The sequence below is a fragment of the Winogradskyella sp. genome, from assembly GCF_028289625.1.
Classification (GTDB): domain Bacteria; phylum Bacteroidota; class Bacteroidia; order Flavobacteriales; family Flavobacteriaceae; genus Winogradskyella.
In genome coordinates this window covers 48,432-66,651 of sequence record NZ_JANQOM010000086.1, presented here as the reverse complement: position 1 = coordinate 66,651, position 18,220 = coordinate 48,432, and the positions used below count along the sequence as shown (strand labels likewise).

Here is an 18,220-nt window from a genome sequence, read left to right as displayed (position 1 = left end):
TTCGGAGGCCGAACTGGATATTCCATTTTTTGAATTGACGACTGTAGTTAAAATATAAGGCATTAATATTTTCATCGTATTCAAAATCGTTGGTACGTTCAGTATTTAAAATGTCTTGGCCGTTAATACGATCGAAAAAATCAAATTGATTATCGGTAACGACTTTTGAGAATTTTCCACCGAAACTTAATTTTCCTTTTAATAAATTCTGTTCATAATCTACTTTAGCAGTAAAAAGATCTATGTCAATAGGAGTGACCATAAAATTGATGGTTTCACTAATTATCTGAGACTCGTCGCCATTAAAATACTGGTTTGGTTGAAAGTTTTCGCGTTCTCTCGAATAACGACCGTAGTCAACGTCTACATTGAAGGAACTGCCATTATCTCCTTTGTACTTATAATTGATATTGGTATACAAGTTTGATACATCACTCTGTGTATCACTACCAGCGACCAAAACTTGTTCAGGATTGGTATTTCCATTTGGAATTATAGGTGTTCTAGAATCTGCAAAAGAGTCGTTATTAGAAAAGTTACCCGATAGTATAATTCCAAAAGTAGATTTTTTGTTAGTATACCAATCAAAACCAAATCTAGCATTAGTGTTTACGTTGTCATAGATGGTTTCGGTACGTGCATCAAAAATGGTGTTATTTTGTTGTCTATAAAGATTTATAAATCCTAGACTTTCTCCAAACTGATTACTAAATGTACCATAGAAGCTTGTTTTTTTACTTCTGTTATTGAAGGATATCGAATTATTTACCCTAGCAAATTCACCATAGGTTAAACCAGAAGCTATACTTCCATTGGTTCCCAAACTTTTGTCGCGTTTAAGCTTTAAGTTGATAATACCAGCGTTGCCCTCTGCATCATATTTTGAAGATGGTTGTGTAATGATTTCTATAGCTTCTATATCGCTGGACTGAATACTTTTAAGATAGTTGACTAAATCTTCACCTCTTAGCACGGAAGGTTTATCATCAATGTATATTAAAACTCCGGTTTTGCCTTCTACAATGAGATTATCATTATTATCTATGATGACACCAGGTGCTTTTCGTAAAAGTTCAAAACCTGAATCTCCAGCTGCGTTGATGGAATTTTGTACATTGAAAACTGTTTTATCTGCCATGACCTGTACCATAGGTTTTTCGGCTTCTATAACCACCTCTTCCAAAGTTTCGGATGCAGGATTAAGCTTAATAACGCCAAAGTCCTTAGCGGTATTAGAGTGCGTAAATTTTTCGGAAGTATAATCTTCAAATCCGAGGCTTGTTACAACAAGCACATAGTCTCCAGATGCTAGTTTTTTGATTATAAACTTACCGTTATCCTCTGCCACAGCCGCCTTTACAAAAGTAGATTTGTCTGTAGTATAAACAGACACAATGGCAGCAGGAATGGGCTGTAGTTCCTCATCTACGACGAGTCCGGAAAGGCTGGATTGCGCTTGTATAGCTAAAGATGTTATTAACAATACGGTTAATTGGACAATAGTTTTCATGTGCTTAGAATTTATGTTCGTTTTTTGATTTGTTCACCGAGGCCTAAGCGAAGGTGAGTTGATTTGTTTTGATGGTTCAAAAGTGCAACGGAAGTAAGAGAAAAACACTTCATAAATGACGAGTCGCCCTATAAAGCGATGAATTGGAAGGTCTATTTAACTGCTTATAGGCCCACTCGTCGATTAGAGTATCATAAAAAATTGTACTAACTTTAAATTTGTTGAAAACAAAATTATGGACACTAAACAACCATTTTATAAAAAGCGCCTACTTGGTATTAAAATAGAAGAGCTAGCCATTTTCGTTATTTTCTATCTGTTTTGGGCTTTTGCCTATCATACCGCAATCACAGTTAACAGCAGAGCTTGGAATGAGGGAGAAACATCAATATTAGATTTTGGTGAGTTTATGGATAGTGTAGGCTTGGATTATATTCTGAAAGCTATTCTGACTTATCCTATATGGTGGTTATTAATAAGGAAGTTAAAGAAATTGGCCTATGCCAAAAAGATATTATTGCACTTGATTTTTTTGCCGGTTTTTGTTATTGTCTGGCAGCAAATCTATTATTTAGTGGCTGATTGGGTTGGCTATGGGCACTTGGGAGGACCAGCAGCTGCATGGGACATTTATATACCTGCCTTGTTTTATGCGCTTCAGTTTGGGATTATTCATTCGTATAATTATTACTTAGAAAATCAGCAAAAAATCCGATTGGAAGGTGAATTAAGGACTGTAGCACTAAAAAGTGAATTGTCTGCCTTAAAAGCACAACTCAACCCCCATTTTTTGTACAATATTTTTAATACCATTAGCGCATCTGTACCACCACAGAATGAAAAGACGAGGCAGTTGATTGCGGAGCTTTCTGATCTTTTTAGATATCAATTGAAGGCTTCTCAAGTAGAAAAAGTACCACTTTATGAAGAATTGGAATTTGTGAATAAATACCTTGATTTGGAGAAAGAACGCTTTCAGGAACGATTAGAAGTTGAGGTTACTGTAGAACCACCATTAATGAATGAAATGATTCCGCCAATGTTGTTACAACCACTTGTTGAGAATTCTATAAAACACGGTTTGTCATCCCTGATTGAAGGTGGAAAAATATCTATCAATATCTTTAAAAAGGACGAAAAGTTACATTTTGAAATCTCAGATACAGGCGTAGGCGTTAAAGACAAAGACTCTGTATTTGAAAAGGGGATAGGCTTAACTAATACCAAACTTCGTTTAGAAAAAATGTACCAGAGTACGCTTAATTTATCAGATAATATGCCTAAAGGATTAAAAATATCTTTTGCTATATGAGAAAAGTGGTTATAGTAGATGATGAGGCCGCAGGGAGGCAGTTGATAAAAGAATATCTTGAGGATTATTCTGAATTAATTTTACTTGGTGAGGCCAATAATGGCGTAGATGCTGTAAAAATAATCAATGAATTTAAACCAGACTTGGTGTTTCTTGATGTACAAATGCCTGGAATGACAGGTTTTGACGTGCTAACGCATCTAGAAGAATTACCACAAATAATTTTCTCTACGGCCTATGATCAATATGCCTTAAAAGCTTTTGAAGTCCATGCTGTGGACTATTTGCTAAAACCCTATACCAAGGACAGGTTTAAGGTTGCCGTAGACCGATTAAAACAAAACGTGGAACAAAACAAAGCTAGACCTCTTGCCGAAAGTCTGTTGATGGATACCCCAAAGTTTCCAGAGCGTATCTTAGTTCAGACCCAAAACAAGTTAGTTACTGTGGCTTTAAAAGAAGTCATTAGAATAGAAGCCTATGGGGACTATTCCAAACTCGTTACAGAGGGTAAGACTTATGTGAGTAATTACGGAATTTCGACATTAGAGGAAAAGCTGAATGACTCTATTTTTATTAGAGTACATCGCTCTTCTATTATTAATCTCAATGCTGTTAAGGAGCTTAACAAATACACAAAAAGTTATGATGTAACTATGAAAAATGGAGACATTGTAAGAGTAAGTAGAGGTTATATGGATAACATTAAGAAGCTAATGTTTTAATTACCAACTGTCACGACTTTTTATATTGGCATGGCAGAGCCTAATAATCTCAGAAATTCTCTTTTCTCGTGTCGCTTCGCGTTTTGCACTATTCAACCAGGATAAATAACTTTTTCTATAACCTTTGCTAAAGTTTTGATAATTTTCAAAAGCTTTTGGATTAGCATCAAAGGCTTTTTGTAATTCTGGTGGGATGACACCATTTTCAACATCGTCCATGGCTGTCCATGTTCCGGTTGTTTTAGCCAATTCAATCATTTTATAGCCTCCTTCTTGAATTAAGCCTTGTATTTCAAGTTCTGCGATATATTTTTTGTTGAGGGCACTCCAAGTACTTTTGGGATTCCTTGGCGAAAAGTATTGTCTTCGTTTACCATTACCTAAGCTCTTAACTGTAGAATCAATCCAACCAAAACATAGTGCTACTTTTACGGCTTCTTCCCAACGCATAGTAGGCATTCCGGTCTCTAGCTTGTAAAAGATGAGATATACGGCTTGATGCTTATCATGGTTTTGTAATAACCAGTCATACCAGTCGGTATCGCGTTCAAAATAAAGTTCTGGGTATTCCATAATCACTCAACTTTTTTGGAATAAATGTAATAATCCCTATCTACTTTAAAATCATCACCTTCTATAGATTTTGTTGTCCACTCTGAATTAGGAAATAACCACTCTGACTTACCATCAATTTCCACCTCAATCGGCATATCAAAATTTTCCACAATGTCGATGTACCGAAACTTGAGCTCTCCATTTTTAATCTTATACTCGAGTGTTGGAATGCGAACATCCCTTAAATATTGATTAAAAAAAGCGGTTAGGTCTTTATCGGTATTTTTACTTATATAGTCCTCAATCTGTTTAGTTGTCACTGTTTGATGATAGAACTCAGCGTTTAATCCTCTAAGTATTTGTCGCCATAAGCCGTCATCTTCAACAAGTTGACGTAAGGTGTGCAGCATATTGGCTCCTTTGTAATACATATCGCTAGATCCTTCTTTATTGACATTATACGGTCCAATTATTGGTTTGTCATTTTGAATATTAGCGCGAGTACCAATTACATAATCGGCAGAAGCTTCTTTGCCATAATGATAATCTAAAAAAAGATTTTCAGAATACGCTGTAAAGCTTTCATGAATCCACATATCGGCAATATCCTTATTGGTTATATTATTGGCAAACCATTCGTGACCAGCTTCATGAATTATTATGAAATCGAATTTTAAACCCCAACCTGTCCGAGATAAATCCCTACCTAGGTATCCATTGATATACTTATTGCCATAAGTTATCGAACTTTGATGTTCCATACCTAAGTATGGGACTTCTACTAGCTTAAAACTGTCTTCATAAAAGGGATAGGGGCCAAACCAATGCTCAAAAGCCTTCATCATTTTTGGTGCATCTTTAAACTGTTCTTTAGCGATATCCAGATTATAGGATAAGACCCAATAATCCATATCCAAATCTCCTTTTTCCCCTTTATAAACTTCAGAAAAATTAACGTAATCTCCAATGTTAACGTTTACGCCATAATTGTTTATGGGATTAGATACAAACCATTCATATAATTTATAACCACCGTATTCATATTCGTAAGTGTCTCGAAGTCGTCCATTAGCTATAGCAATTAAATCTTTAGGCACGTCGACGGCAATGCGCATACTATCTACTTCATCATACATATGATCCTTATTTGGCCACCAAACACTAGCACCTAAACCTTGACACGATGTTGCGACAAAATCCTTTCCATTTTTATCCTTTTTCCATGAAAAGCCACCATCCCAAGGTGCATTTACAGCCTCTTTTGGTTTACCAGCATATTGGATATACAGTTCATTATATTCTCCTGGAACCTGTTTCTTTTTAAGGAATATGAAATGGGCAGGACCAATTTTATTAAAGTTTAAATCCTCATTATCTTGTGAGATTGCTGTTATTTCTAATGGTTCTTGTAAATCGATCTGAATGACATCGTGAGATTTTAAAACCTTGTAGCGTACAATGTTGTAACCTGCAATATATTTGTTGTCTGGTTGTACCTTTATGTTGAGGTCATAGTAACTTAAATCCCACCACTTGCGCTCTGGAGTTATACTGCCTCTTAAAGTATCGTGCTTTGTGAAATTAGATTTGTTTTGAAGTAGTTGTGCTTGAAGATTCCCATTAATAATAAATGCACTAATGAAAAAACAGTATTTAAGATAAAGTTTGGTGTAATTGTTTTGCATTCGCTTTTTTTAAATATTTAATGAGCATTACTAATCCTAAACATAAATTCGTGCCCAAATAAAGTCCACCAACCAATAACATGGTATTAAAATCACTGTCAATATTCTTGAATTCCGATAGCTCAGAAATTAGTGCTAATACCATGTATAAATTAAGAAGAATAAAAATGACACTAATGATGATGCCCGAAATAGCTTTCTGTTTAAGTATTTGAAAACCCATAATTAATAATAGACTTATGGCAATTGGATTAAGTAATGAAGACGCAATCCAATAATAAACAATAGAGCCAAGGATGAATAGTTCTGGAAGTAAGGGTTTTATAACTTTAGTTTTCATGTTGTTATAATTTATGAGCGACTAATATTCGCGAATTATTTTGAGCGGTTATAGCATTGATAAGTTGAGAATTAAATCTACTATTGTAAACGCAACTAATCTTGGTTTTATTCTGTTTTAAGAACTAAAGTTCCAAAAATATTAGCATCTATCCAACCGCGATCTTTATTGGCTCCTTCAATAAATACGGATCCTATGAAATTTTCTCTATGTTCACTATTGTCATTGTCACAGTAGGCAAGGGCAAAACCAATATTTTTATTTGATTCTAGTTTCACAGGTTGGTTTTCTGTATCATCTTTATAAGTATCATCAAAAAGTAAAATCTTAACTTCCCAAATCGTAGTATTTCCATCAGTTCGTCTAGCTGAAGTAACATGAGAGTTATATAGTTTACCTTCTTTGGTATGATTTACATCTACAACATTACCATCTAAATCGACGTGATATGCAAAGGCATTATGATTATATTGATGGTCACCACCACTATTATCCTCATCAACAAATATTTCTAAACAATCTTCATCCCACCAACTTTTTAAAGGGTCTTTGTAAACATCCCTTAACTTGTCGTCTTTAATTTCAGCTAGGAGATAAAGTGCCTCTTCCGTCCAAGTCAGTTTGTATCGACCTTCAAAATCTTCAGACGAGTAGTTATTGCCCAACCAAAGTTGATCTATTGGATGCCATTCGGCTTTTTCCCACACAACTTCGTTAGTAATACCATCAATAATTGGGCTTTCGATGGCATAATTTACGTTTATAAGTTGTTTAATTGGTTTTGTGTTTTCTTTTTTACGGTAGTTGAATTTTACGGTTTCAACCTTACCTTTATTGTCAATGTCAACATATACATTCATTTCAGTCGGATTCACTTTTTCAAATGCCATGCCTTCAAAAACAACTTTATCCTCTGTTATGTATTTTAAAGGAAAGTCTACGGTTTCATCTTTAGTTTCCCATCCCTTTAAGTCCTCTCCAAAATGTTTTAATTGAAGAATAAGGTTGTTTTCGATTTCACGAATAACTTCAATTTCATAAAATTGAACTTTATTATCAACAATTAATTTAAAAGTCGCCATCATAGAACCTCCTGAGGGTTCGCTCCAAACCTCTTCGGTAATGCCTCCGAAGGCTTCACCATGCCAAGTGCCCGAAATCCATTTAATGTTCTCTAATTTGGGTTCTAAGGTTTTGTCTTGGGTATAAACAAATACACTCATTAGGAAGATTAAAAATTTAATAAAGTATTTCATCTGATGTTTTATAATTAAAACGTTTGGTATTGCTAAAAGGTGGACAAATAGAAAAAATTATTGTATAAATGTAACTTTAGAAATTAAACCATCTTTGACTTCATAAATAGCTATCGCATAATAGATTTGCCCATTTATCGTTACTTTTTCCTTATCTATGACTTTATTACCCAAGACAATTCTGTTCATAATTTCAGCATTTAAATCTGGCACCGAGTTAAACATCGTCTCATAACGTTTTTTTAAAGCCTCATTTCCATCTGTTGTTAAATTATCAGGAAGTAAATAGAGTTTAACATCATCGGCATAAGTTTTAGCAAATTCTTCAATATCCCTTTTGTTATAGGCCTCCAATTGTTTATTAACAATGGTTTCTGGATTAGATGTGGTTTTTCTATTCCTAATAAAAGTCATTGAGTTAATATCCTCTTTATCAACATCATAGATTGTAGCTTGTCTTAGGGTTAAATTATTGATGGTTACCAATTCGTCATCTATAACTTTGTTTTTTAAAATCATACGGTTAAGAACCTTGACATTGGCTTTCTTGTTATTGTTGAAAAATTGCCGATAATTATCTCTTAACGTTTTACGGCCAGAGTACATATAATCCTTAGGGAATCGATTGACTATAACATTGTCGTCAAAGACATTTGCGAAAGCATTCAATCGCCTTTCATTAAAGGGGTCGATATGCTTTTGGACCACTGCCGAAGCTTGGGTTTCAGTTATTGTAGGTTCTGTGCTAGATTCATCAGGGTTTGTGTTGGAGTTAGTACTACCCTGTTGAGTTGAGTTTCCTGAACCTAAATCACCAGCTATCAATAATTTTGTGGCTTCTGCATTAATGGCAAGACGGGTAATTTTAGTTATGCCATACGATGATAAATCAGCAACTTTTTTCCAGTTGTTATCCTTTTTTAAGGTTAATTTATACAGAACGCCATCTTTTCCAGACAATAAAGTTCTATTATTGAGCCAGCAGATATCCTCAACTCCTTCCATAGTATTTGCTATAAGTCTAGTAATACCGTTTGAAGGATTAAGGGAACGAATTTGCCATCGTTTGTCACTTTCTTTGTAAATGAAACTAACCAAGTCTGAATTTGGTATTCCATGAAATGAACGCCCAACTTTTGTCGCATATTTTCTGCTTTTGCCTTCAGAAATGTTTGTGACAAATAAATTTAATTGTTCATCTTCAATTACGGCAGAAACCGTTGTGTTATCGTCGTACCACGTGTAGTAAGCAACTACTAAATCTTTTATAAGTTCAGTAGGTTCTCCATTACTCAAATTATAGGAGTATAAACGCTGCTTCCCATCTTCATCAAGTCTAACAGCAGAAACCGCATTTTTATTTGGAATTTTTAGAGGTGTATATTCGCCGCCCTTAGTATAATTAATAAATGTTTTTGATTTATAACCAATATGATATTGAGCAATATCAGTTTGCCCATTTCTTGTTGACGCAAAAAGTACGTTATCTCCGCTCATAAATGAAGGTTGACTGTCATAGCCTTCGTTATTTGAAATGTTTTTGCCATTGGTTAGCACGATTTTGGAAGTCTTGATATCTAAATCAAATAAAAAGATTTCGGTATTAGATTGTGATAAAGAATATGTAGTTAAGAGTAGGGAAAATAGGATTAAAAAATAATATTTCATGATATAGCAAGATTGATGGAATAAATATAATGATTATCTAGTTTTAAGGCTAGTGCATTTATTGAATTTTAATTGAATTTGTAAGAAAATACAAAATATATATGTATTTCGTCGAATAAATTATCCTTTTTGTCGTTAATTTTGTAGTTTTAACGATATGAATAGTCTAGGATTGTTTAAATATCAGCTTGATATTTAATGGAAATTTAAATAAGCCCTGATAAACAATTCTGAGTAATTTTTTTGATCTTCATATTTTAGTTAGTTAGTGAAAAGTCTCAAGATTTTCTGTCTTGAGACTTTTTTTCAATGTTGCTTCAAGAGTCAATTAATAGCTATTGACTAGCATAACTTTAACCCCTTTTTAGAATTTCGGAACTAAATCAAACTATTGCTATGCATTTCATAGGAGTTATTTGCATCCTAGGGAAGTTTATCGTCTAAATATGAGCTTTTATGCGAATATTTGAGCATGTATAAGGAATATTGGTTTAGTTTGATTAGCCTATTAATCATTAAATTAAACTTAATTGAATTGTTTGAATCTAAAAATAGCATCTATCTCTTTGTTGATGTTTTTATTGACTGTAGCACATGTATATGCTACTAACAATATAGGTATGTGTGAAGATAAACTCGATTTAGAGCAACCAACAAATGATTTAAGGCGTAAAATTAGGTTAGGCTTTACAGCCCCAAGCACAATGCACAGGCAGTTATTATTAACAGAAGATGAAAATGCAACTCCTGGTATTGATTGGGGTTATGATGGCGCTTACTTAGAAACGGATTATGCAGATATGTACTGGTTGATAGAAGATCAGTTATTTACAATCCAAGGAACAAATGCAGTAGATGAGAGTACTAATTTCCCAATAGGATTTCATATTCTTAATGATGGTATTGCGACCATAGGCATTGACGCACTAGAAAATATTTCTGATGATTTTAATCTTTATCTGTATGATACTGAACTTGACACTTATCATAATTTAAGGAATAGTGCCTACGAGTTTTATGCCGAAGCAGGTGAATACCTAGACCGTTTTGTGTTAGCCTTTTCAACATCGGAAGCTTCTTTATCAATAGATGAAAATAAAATCGATAAGTTCAAGATATACTATGACAGTCATATAAATACATTAACATTAAGCAATCCTTTTAGCATTACGTTAAGGAAATTATCTGTTTATAATATTGCAGGTCAATTAATTCATACGGATGTATTAAATGAAGCCTCCTTAAAGCTTAATGTACAATTTAGCAATAGACCGTCTCAAGGGACATACATTGTTTTAATTGAAACAGATACAGGAACAGTTTCTAAAAAGGTTTTATTTTATTGAGTATAAAACCCTGTTGTCATTGACAAAAAATAAGATTAAGAGCTATTAAAAAAGCCAATTCTATTGAATTGGCTTTTTCATCTCTAACTTTAAACTAGATTAAAAACAGTACTCGTTTTCCTCAGATAATTTATCCGCAATTTGAGTGCGAAGTGCGACAACATTTGGCATGTTGGTATATTTTGTGAAGCGTTTTAAGCCCATAAGCATCATGCGCTGTTCATCTCCCTCTGCAAAACTCACTATACCTTCCTTGGCATTTTTAGTAATGATGTCAATGGCATTGTATAAATATAATTTTGCCATGGCGATTTGATGGGTTTGAGCCTCTTCACCAAAGCGTTTAGCATTTTTTTCAGTTCTTAAAATTGTAGATTCTGTCATATAAATCTCAATTAAAATGTTTGAGGCAGCCATTAATAATTGTTGGTGTTGTTCTAAATCTGGACCAAATTTCTGGACTGCAGAACCTGCTACCATTAAGAATACTTTCTTCAACTTGGCGATAATCGCTTTTTCTTCTGAAAATAATTCTGAATAATCTGGAGTATCGAAAGATGGAATGCCCATTAATTCGTCGGCTACTTTCATTGCAGGACCCAATAAATCCACATGACCTTTCATAGCTTTCTTTACCAGCATACCAACGGCTAACATTCTGTTGATTTCGTTAGTTCCTTCATAAATACGGGAAATACGAGCATCTCTCCAAGCAGCTTCCATTGGTGTATCGGCTGAGAATCCCATACCTCCAAAAACTTGGATACCTTCATCAGAACAATTCTGAATATCTTCTGAAACAGCCACTTTTAAAATGGAGCATTCTATGGCATATTCTTCAACGCCTTTTAATTCCGCTTCATGATGTGAGTTCCCAGATTCTTGTCTTATCGCAATACGGTCCTCTATATTTTTAGCAGCTCTATAACAAGCGGACTCACCAGCGTAACAACTTGTAGCCATTTCAGCTAGTTTAGATTTAATGGCTCCGAATTTCACAATTGGAGTTTTAAACTGCACACGCTCATTAGCATATTTTACAGCTTCTGTAATAACACGACGTTGTGCATCTAAACAAGCGGCTGCTAATTTTATTCGGCCAACGTTAAGTGCATTCATTGCAATTTTAAACCCACCACCACGCTCAGATAACATGTTTTCCACAGGGACTTTGGTTTCATTAAAGAATACCTGACGTGTAGAGGAGGAGTGAATACCTAGTTTGTGTTCTTCTTCACCTAAGGTTATGCCATTGGGATTGTCCTTATCAAATTCTACAATGAAACCAGTAATATTCTTATCATCCTCAATTCTAGCAAAAACGATAAAAGTTTCAGCAAATCCAGCATTGGAAATCCACATCTTTTGCCCAGAAATCAAATAGTGTTTTCCGTCGTCAGAAAGCACAGCTTTTGTTTTTCCTGAATTGGCATCCGATCCTGCACCTGGCTCCGTTAAACAATAGGCTCCAAACTTTTCACCAGTTGCTAAGGCAGGTACATATTTTTGTTTTTGTTCTTCTGTACCATATAAGGTGATTGGCATGGTGCCAATTCCTGTATGCGCACCAAATGCCGTGGCTATGGATCCTGTCGCGCCAGAAATGTAATCGCAAACTAACATCGTAGACACAAAGCCCATTTCTAATCCATCATATTCAGCAGGTACTGCGATACCTAATAATCCTAATTCTCCAGCTTTATGCATTATCTCTTCAGTAAAGGCATAGTCTTTCTTTTCAAAACGCTCTTTGTTAGGCCAGATTTCTCTGTCCACAAATTCCTTTACGGTTTCTAACATCATTTTTTGTTCTTCGGAAAAATCTTCTGGTGTGAATACGTCTTCACAATTGGTTTCCTTAACAAGGAATTGCCCACCTCTTAAAATGTCTTTTTCAACAGTTGTAGTACTCATTTTTATTTTGTTTTTAGAAAAGAGAAAATAGAGTAGAGAGTGAAGACTTAAGCACTAAGTCCATTTTGAAATCCCATAGTCATTTTTTGAAATTCCTCTATTTTTTCTTCAAGTTTATTTAACGTTTGATTATCTATATAGTTTCTATAATGCGCAACTAAAAGTTGGGTGCTAAGTTCAAAAGAAGAGCCCAGTGAAATATTCAAATAATTAATAAATGATTTATCACTTTTTGCTGAACCTTCGGCAATGTTACTTGGCATTGATACCGAACATCTACTCATTTGAGATGATAAGTCATAACGTTCATGTTTAGGAAATTCAACAATAATATCTGAAACTTCAAATGAAATTTCCAAGCCTAATTGCCATATTTTCAAATTTTTATAGTTGTGTCTTTTTCTAGAGCTCATAAGTCTATAATCTTTTTTCTATAATCCCTTATCTTTTAATTAAGAAATTCGAATATCCCAGCGGCTCCTTGTCCAGTACCTACGCACATGGTTACCATGCCGTATTTATTCTGCATATCACGTTTACGCATTTCATCAAACAATTGTACTGAAAGCTTAGCGCCAGTACAGCCTAGAGGATGACCAAGTGCTATAGCACCACCATTCACATTGACGATATCTTGTTTTAAATCTAGTTCTCTTATCACAGCTAATGATTGAGAGGCAAACGCTTCGTTCAATTCAATCAATTCAATATCACTTTGCGAGAGTCCAGCTTGCTTTAATGCTTTTGGAATAGCAGCTACAGGACCAATTCCCATAATTCTTGGTGGTACTCCAGCAGCAGCATAACTTACTAATCTTGCAATAGGTTCTAGATTTAGTTCTTGGACCATATCCTCACTCATCACCAATACAAAAGCTGCGCCATCGCTCGTTTGCGAAGAGTTGCCTGCGGTCACTGAACCACCTTGCGCAAAAACAGGTCGTAATTTTGCTAAGGCTTCTTTACTCGTTCCCTGTCTTGGACCTTCATCTTTTGAAACGGTAAAATTTCGGTTAGCTTTTTTACCATTGGCATCGACATAGGTTTCAGCGACTTCAATCGGCACAATTTGATCTTGAAAACGCCCTTCAGCTAGAGCTTTTAAAGCTTTCATGTGCGAATTGTACGCAAACTCATCCTGATCTTCTCTTGATACCTTATACTTTTCGGCAACAGCTTCTGCAGTATTGCCCATTCCCCAATAATAATCCTCATGTCCAGAGTTGACAATCTCATAATTAAGTTCGGGTTTAAAACCTGTCATAGGTACCGAACTCATACTTTCGGCACCGCCTGCAATAATACAATCTGCCATACCTGCTTGAATTTTTGCAACAGCCATGGCAATGGTTTCTAATCCTGAAGAGCAAAAACGATTCACTGTAACTCCAGGCACATCAACTGTATTTAATCCTATTAATGATATGATACGTGCCATGTTAAGCCCTTGAGAGCCCTCTGGCATGGCATTACCAACAATAACATCATCAATTCTAGTAACATCAAAATCTGGTAATTTGTTCATCATATACTGAATCGTTTCAGCAGCGAGTTCGTCAGCCCTCTTAAATCGGAAACCACCTCTTTTGGATTTACCTACAGCCGTTCTATAGCCTTTTACTATATATACTTGTTTCATAACATAAAATCAATTATCGTATTCTAATCTTGCTTTAAATTTTTCTTGCTTGTTTGTTTCGTTACGGGCATCATAAACCCAATAATCACCTAGTACCGATTCATAGGCAATTTTAATATTTACATATTGTAGATTTTCTAAAAGGTCTCTGGTTTCATCTGTCCAACTAAGTCCCATCAACACTTGTTCCTCACCAGGTTTAAAGACATAGTTATTAACGTCATTTGTTTTTAAAATATCATATCCAAACGTTCTGTCTGGTTTTAGTGAATCCAAAAGTTCATCGATATCCTTTAAAGGGTGATTTTTAAAACTAACTTCAACCGATTTTACAAGAGCAGGGCCAATGCCATTATTAAAAACCTTAATATTAAAACCCTCGTTACTGTAACTTTGGGTGGTCTTTAAGTAAGGCCACACCATAGCTTTTTGCTGTGATTTCATAATGTTAGCCTCATAAATAGAAGTCACCATAGCTATCACACTTATAACTAGAGCCAAAATGGTTCCAAAACTTTGTAATCTATCTGTTCTCGACTTAGTCATGTTAAGGATTAATTACGTAATGGTTTACCTGTTTTTAACATATGCTGAATGCGTTCTAATGTTTTACGCTCAGTACATAGCGATAAGAATGCTTCACGCTCTAAATCCAATAAATACTGTTCAGTTACTAATGACGGTTCGGATAAATCACCACCAGCCATAACGTAAGCCAACTTATTTGCTATTTTTTGGTCATGCTCGCTTATGTAGTGACTCGCTTCCATAGCATCCGTCCCTACTAAGAACATGCCTAAGGCTTGCTTACCTAACACCTTTACATCTTTTCGTTTTACAGGATGCGTATAACCAGCATCAGCCATTAATTTGGCATGTGCTTTAGCTGTGGCAATCTGACGATCCTTATTCACAATTACGATGTCTTTTCCTTTTTGTAAGACACCTAAGTCAAAGGCTTCGTATGCAGAGGTAGCTACTTTTGCCATTCCTATGGTAAGGAAGTATTCTTGCAGCACATTTAACTCAACATCACCTTTTCTAAACGTATCAGATGCTCTTAGGGCCATTTCTTTGGAACCTCCTCCTCCAGGAATCACACCAACACCAAACTCCACCAGACCTATGTAAGTTTCTGCTGCAGCCACTACTTTATCGGCATGCATGGATAATTCACAAGCGCCTCCCAATGACATGCCGTGAGGTGCTGCAACCGTTGGGATGGCTGAGTAACGCATACGCATCATAGTATCCTGAAAATACTTAATGGCCATATTTAGTTCGTCATATTCCTGTTCTACAGCCATCATAAATATCATACCTATATTAGCACCAACAGAGAAGTTGGCTCCTTGGTTACCGATGACCAAACCTTCAAAATCTTTTTCTGCTAAATCAACTGCTTTATTCAATCCTGTAAGAACATCTCCACCAATGGTGTTCATTTTGGACTGGAATTCACAGTTCAAAATACCATCACCTAAGTCTTCTATAACAACTCCTGAGTTCTTAAATACTTCATTTGATGTTCTGATGTTATCAAGTATGATGAAACTATCTTGTCCTGGAATTTTCTCCTGTGATTTCTTTGGAATATCGTACGCGTATGTGGCTCCATCTTTTATAGTGTAGAACGAAGTACTTCCTGAAGCTAGCATGTCATTGACCCATGCACTTGGCTCTAACCCTTCGGCTTTCATCATGGCTATACCTGCTTCAACTCCTATGGCATCCCAAATTTGGAAGGGTCCATGTTCCCAGCCAAATCCTGCTTTCATAGCATCATCTATTTTGTATAAATCATCTGTGATTTCTGGAATACGATTAGATACATATGCAAATAAAGCCGAAAGCGTTTTACGGTAAAATTCACCTGCTTTGTCTTTACCTTTAGCGAGCACCTTGAAACGATCTGCAACTTTGTCTATGGTTTTTGTAAGCTCTAAAGTCGCAAATTTTGCACGCTGCTTTTCTCGATATTCGAGAGTGTTTAGATCTAAAGATAAAATGTCTTTCTTACCTTCAGGTGATACATGTTTTTTGTAGAAACCTTGCCCTGTCTTACTTCCTAACCATTTGTTTTCCATCATGGTATTGATGAAGTCTGGTAACTGAAATAATTCATGACGCTCATCATCTGGGCAATTTTCCCTAATGCCATTCGCTACATGTACTAAAGTATCTAAACCAACCACATCAACGGTTCTGAACGTTGCAGATTTAGGGCGTCCAATTACTGGACCTGATAATTTATCAACTTCTTCAATAGTTAAATCCAAATCCTTAACCGTATGGAATAAACTCATAATGCTGAATATACCTATACGGTTACCAATAAATGCTGGTGTGTCTTTGGCCACTACCGAGGTTTTTCCTAGGAATTGTTCTCCATAACCGTTTAAAAACTCTAATACTGAGGCATCAGTTTTTGGTCCTGGAATAATTTCGAACAATTTTAAGTAACGTGCAGGATTGAAGAAGTGCGTTCCGCAAAAGTGCTTCTGAAAATCCTCGCTTCGGCCTTCGCTCATGAATTTTATAGGAATACCTGAAGTGTTCGATGTAATAAGTGTGCCAGGAGTTCTGTATTTTTCTAATTTTTCAAAAACTTGTTGCTTAATGTCCAAACGCTCAACAACCACCTCCATAATCCAGTCTACATCAGCCACTTTAGCAATATCGTCTTCTAAATTACCTGTAGTAATTCTGTTTTTGAAAGAAGGGTGGTAGAGTGGAGCGGGTTTGGATTTGATAGATGCATTTAAGGCATCATTAACCAAACGATTTCTCACCGCTTTGTCTTCCAAAGTTAAGCCTTTAGCTTTCTCTTTATCATTAAGTTCTCTTGGAACGATATCCAGTAAAAGTACATCAACACCGATATTAGCAAAATGGCAAGCAATTCCGCTTCCCATAATACCAGAACCGACGATAGCGATTTTCTTTATTCTTCGTTTACTCATTATTTTAAAATATGTTCTTTTTGATTGTATATTTTTTTGTTAGATATCATATTGTTTATTAGCTCGGCAACTTCATAGAAATGCTCAATTTTTTCAGTAGAAATATTAGATCTTATGGCATTGTCAAAAATTAGTACACGCTCTTTGGAATACTCTCTTTTTTCCCTGCCAAAGTCCGTTAAGTGGATTAATACTCCACGACCGTCCTCTGGATTTGGTTTACGTTCTATTAACCCCTTTTCTTCCATCGTCTTTAGCGTACGTGAAAGACTGGTTGCTTCCATACCCATTTTTGGACCCAAGGAGGTAGAAGGAGTCCCTTTTTCTGGGTCAATACTCAACAATGCAAAACCCGTAGCCATCGTTGTGTCGAATTTAGAAGCTTCTTCATTATACATTTTATTTACTGCTAACCATGTGGTTCTCAGTACATAATCTATTGTTTTGTCTTTCATTGAATTTAGTTTGGTTTCCAAAGATAGTAAAAAATACTATGCATGCATAATAAATTATTCAAAATTAAGACAGCAGGTTTATAGTTATGTGATTTCAGTTTTATAGGAGTTTTCTAGTTATGGATAAATGATATCCATTAAGGCTTGTATCGCGAATTGCTAATTATTTAAAATAGAAGACCTTTGTAATTACATGTTCATAGCCAGTCTAAAAAAGATTGACTTTTTTATATGCTACTATTAGGGAACTAAAAAAGTATTGAGAGGAAACTACTGTGGGATAGTTCTCTATTAAGGGGAAGATATATCTTTTGCTTATTAGTTGTAGAATTGCTCTACGGTAACCTTAAGTTCAGCTTTAGCATTTTCAGCGACTATGTTTATTTTATAATATCCGATTGTAGGACTTTTAATTACTTTATGAATATTGCTTATTACATTTTCCTTTACAGTAGAACTTTGATTTGGAGTATCGGATTTTGAACCTCCTACAGTAAAAGACCCATAGTTTTTTCCTGTTTCAGAGTTTATAATTTCAACAGCTATTAAACCTTCCTTAAGTTCGCAATTAACCGTGAAATGAAGGCTTAATGCATCTTCAGTAACATATGTTTCAATAAAACGTTTTTCTGAGCTATCCTCAAAAACAAGCTCACTTGTAGTTTTAGAATAGGTGTCTTGACCAAATGTTGTGTTTGGTAATGCTAAAATGACAAAGCATACGATTACTGTTTTAAAATATTTCATGCGTTTTGTGATTAAATAGTTTTAAAATTAGGCATCAATTATTATTCCAAAATGGATTAATACAAAGATTAAAACTTAAATTATCATCTCGAACTTTTTTAGGGC

The 18,220-nt window shown here is 35.1% G+C and carries 16 protein-coding genes; 3 read left to right on the top strand and 13 right to left on the bottom strand.

The window, feature by feature from the left end; translation table 11 throughout:
- A partial coding sequence (locus tag Q0992_RS16335; RefSeq protein WP_299526893.1) for an outer membrane beta-barrel protein occupies positions 1–1,510 on the bottom strand: 1,510 nt, incomplete at its 3' end.
- 235 nt (positions 1,511–1,745) lie between these two features.
- Here Q0992_RS16335 and Q0992_RS16330 point away from each other — a divergent pair.
- Positions 1,746–2,822, top strand: coding sequence for a sensor histidine kinase (locus Q0992_RS16330; protein ID WP_299526891.1), 1,077 nt, complete (start codon positions 1,746–1,748; stop codon positions 2,820–2,822).
- Positions 2,819–3,547 (top strand): response regulator, encoded by a 729-nt coding sequence (locus Q0992_RS16325; protein ID WP_299526889.1) that lies wholly within the window; start codon positions 2,819–2,821, stop codon positions 3,545–3,547. The genes Q0992_RS16330 and Q0992_RS16325 overlap by 4 nt, the downstream gene beginning before the upstream one ends.
- Here the strand turns inward: Q0992_RS16325 and Q0992_RS16320 are convergent, their stop codons facing one another.
- The 5 genes from Q0992_RS16320 to Q0992_RS16300 form a co-directional block, all read right to left on the bottom strand.
- Positions 3,548–4,120 carry a YdeI family protein gene (locus tag Q0992_RS16320; RefSeq protein ID WP_299526887.1) on the bottom strand — a complete coding sequence of 191 codons (573 nt, stop codon included), beginning with the start codon at positions 4,118–4,120 and terminating at the stop codon, positions 3,548–3,550.
- Between the two features lie 2 nt (positions 4,121–4,122).
- The gene (locus Q0992_RS16315; protein ID WP_299526885.1) at positions 4,123–5,787 is read right to left on the bottom strand and encodes a M1 family metallopeptidase; all 1,665 of its coding nucleotides are present in this window, start codon (positions 5,785–5,787) and stop codon (positions 4,123–4,125) included.
- Positions 5,756–6,127 carry a hypothetical protein gene (locus Q0992_RS16310; RefSeq protein ID WP_299526883.1) on the bottom strand — a complete coding sequence of 124 codons (372 nt, stop codon included), beginning with the start codon at positions 6,125–6,127 and terminating at the stop codon, positions 5,756–5,758. Before Q0992_RS16310 ends, Q0992_RS16315 begins: the two co-directional genes overlap by 32 nt.
- 107 nt (positions 6,128–6,234) lie before the next feature.
- A complete protein-coding gene (locus tag Q0992_RS16305) occupies positions 6,235–7,350 on the bottom strand; it encodes a DUF6265 family protein (RefSeq protein WP_299526881.1) in 1,116 nt (371 codons plus the stop codon).
- A gap of 90 nt (positions 7,351–7,440) precedes the next feature.
- Positions 7,441–9,051, bottom strand: coding sequence for a nuclear transport factor 2 family protein (locus tag Q0992_RS16300; RefSeq protein WP_299526879.1), 1,611 nt, complete (start codon positions 9,049–9,051; stop codon positions 7,441–7,443).
- Between the two features lie 539 nt (positions 9,052–9,590).
- On the opposite strand from Q0992_RS16300, the gene Q0992_RS16295 reads away from it, so the two are divergent.
- On the top strand, positions 9,591–10,397 hold the full coding sequence (locus Q0992_RS16295) for a T9SS type A sorting domain-containing protein (protein WP_299526877.1): 807 nt from the start codon (positions 9,591–9,593) through the stop codon (positions 10,395–10,397).
- A gap of 99 nt (positions 10,398–10,496) precedes the next feature.
- Here the strand turns inward: Q0992_RS16295 and Q0992_RS16290 are convergent, their stop codons facing one another.
- The 7 genes from Q0992_RS16290 to Q0992_RS16260 form a co-directional block, all read right to left on the bottom strand.
- Positions 10,497–12,311, bottom strand: coding sequence for an acyl-CoA dehydrogenase family protein (locus tag Q0992_RS16290; RefSeq protein ID WP_299526875.1), 1,815 nt, complete (start codon positions 12,309–12,311; stop codon positions 10,497–10,499).
- 47 nt (positions 12,312–12,358) lie between these two features.
- Positions 12,359–12,724, bottom strand: coding sequence for a four helix bundle protein (locus Q0992_RS16285; RefSeq protein ID WP_299526873.1), 366 nt, complete (start codon positions 12,722–12,724; stop codon positions 12,359–12,361).
- 35 nt (positions 12,725–12,759) lie between these two features.
- Positions 12,760–13,950, bottom strand: coding sequence for an acetyl-CoA C-acyltransferase (locus tag Q0992_RS16280; protein ID WP_299526871.1), 1,191 nt, complete (start codon positions 13,948–13,950; stop codon positions 12,760–12,762).
- A gap of 9 nt (positions 13,951–13,959) precedes the next feature.
- Positions 13,960–14,496 carry a hypothetical protein gene (locus Q0992_RS16275; protein WP_299526869.1) on the bottom strand — a complete coding sequence of 179 codons (537 nt, stop codon included), beginning with the start codon at positions 14,494–14,496 and terminating at the stop codon, positions 13,960–13,962.
- A gap of 8 nt (positions 14,497–14,504) precedes the next feature.
- Positions 14,505–16,913 (bottom strand): 3-hydroxyacyl-CoA dehydrogenase/enoyl-CoA hydratase family protein, encoded by a 2,409-nt coding sequence (locus Q0992_RS16270; protein WP_299526868.1) that lies wholly within the window; start codon positions 16,911–16,913, stop codon positions 14,505–14,507.
- On the bottom strand, positions 16,913–17,368 hold the full coding sequence (locus Q0992_RS16265) for a MarR family transcriptional regulator (protein ID WP_299526866.1): 456 nt from the start codon (positions 17,366–17,368) through the stop codon (positions 16,913–16,915). The genes Q0992_RS16270 and Q0992_RS16265 overlap by 1 nt, the downstream gene beginning before the upstream one ends.
- 318 nt (positions 17,369–17,686) lie before the next feature.
- Positions 17,687–18,115, bottom strand: coding sequence for a hypothetical protein (locus Q0992_RS16260; protein WP_299526864.1), 429 nt, complete (start codon positions 18,113–18,115; stop codon positions 17,687–17,689).
- Between the last annotated feature and the right edge of the window lie 105 nt (positions 18,116–18,220).